Source organism: Nocardioides sp. CCNWLW239, from assembly GCF_037137035.1.
GTDB lineage: Bacteria > Actinomycetota > Actinomycetes > Propionibacteriales > Nocardioidaceae > Nocardioides.
The window spans coordinates 1-1,306 of sequence record NZ_JBBBNW010000017.1; the positions used below are offsets into that span (position 1 = coordinate 1).

Genomic DNA, 1,306 nt, shown 5'->3' on the forward strand with positions numbered 1-1,306 from the left:
GGGACTGCTGCAGGATCTGGTGACAGATTGGGTCACGCAGCCTGAGTGGCTGGTGTGGTCATGATTGTCTCGTACTCGATGGGCGTCAAACGTCCCAGGGTCGCCTGCCGCCGTCGGCGGTGATAGGTCTTCTCGATCCAGGTCACGATCGCGATGCGGAGGTCCTCGCGGGTCTGCCAGGCCGTGCGGTCGAGGACGTTCTTCTGGAGCAGGCTGAAGAACGACTCCATGGCCGCGTTGTCCCCACACGCGCCGACGCGGCCCATCGATCCGACCAGCCCGTGGCGGTTGATCGCACGGACGAACTTCCGGCTTCGAAATTGACTGCCCCGATCCGAGTGCACGATGCAACCGGCCACGTCTTCACCGGCCGCCCGGCGCATCCCGACGGCATTCTCCAGGGCCGCGACGGCGAGCCTGGACTTCATCCGGTCGCTGATGGAGTAGCCCACGATCCGGTTCGCGTAGACGTCCTTGACCGCGCACAGGTAGAGCTTGCCCTCGGCTGTGGGGTGCTCGGTGATATCGGTCAACCACAGCTCGTTCGTGGCGTCCGCATCGAACCGATGCCGGGTCACGCCGTGCTCATCTACGAACGCGACCAAGTCGTCGTGGACCGGCGGGCCGGCCTTCTTCGACGTCGCGCGTTTGGGTTTGCTGAACGCGCTCCACCAGCCGTTGGACGAGCAGATCCGCCACGCGGTCCGCTCTGCCATCTGCTGCCCGGCGTCGCTGGCCTCCTCGACCAGGAGCCGGTAACCGAACTCCGGATCATCTCGATGCGCGTCGAACAGCGCGTTGGCCCGATAGGCCTCCTCCAGCACGGCCGGCGTGACTGGTTGGGCCAGCCACCGGTAGTAGGGCTGACGAGCGAACTTGAGGACCCGACACGTCACCGCGACAGGGATCCCGTCGACGGCCAACTCACGAACGAGCGGGTACATCATTTTCCCGGCAGGTTGGCCTGCGAGAGATAGGCCGCAGCCCGCCGCAGCACCTCGTTCTCCTGCTCCAGCAACCGGATCCGGCGCTTCGCTTCCCGCAGCTCAGCGTTCTCCGCCGACGTGGTCCCCGACTTCACCCCATCCTCGACATCAGCCTGACGCAGCCAATTGGTCAGACACGACTCACTGATCCCGAAGTCAGCAGCGATCTGCTTCAACTGCTGACCAGGCTCACGGTTCCTCGCGACCCGAACAACGTCGTCACGGAACTCCTTGGGGTACGGCTTGGGCACAGCACACATCCTTCCAGCAGCACCTCTCGGCACCACAGATCAGATGTCACCTAGCCCTGCAGCAGTCCC

At 64.7% G+C, this 1,306-nt stretch carries 1 protein-coding gene; it reads right to left on the bottom strand.

The features are described from left to right. Window positions 1–32: 32 nt before the first annotated feature. Window positions 33–1,237, bottom strand: a protein-coding gene (locus tag WBG06_RS26485; protein ID WP_336740817.1) for an IS3 family transposase whose coding sequence is annotated in 2 segments (ribosomal slippage) — window positions 33–950 and window positions 953–1,237 — 1,203 coding nt in all. Because the reading frame shifts where the segments join, the coding sequence is not laid out codon by codon here. Window positions 1,238–1,306: the final 69 nt, after the last annotated feature.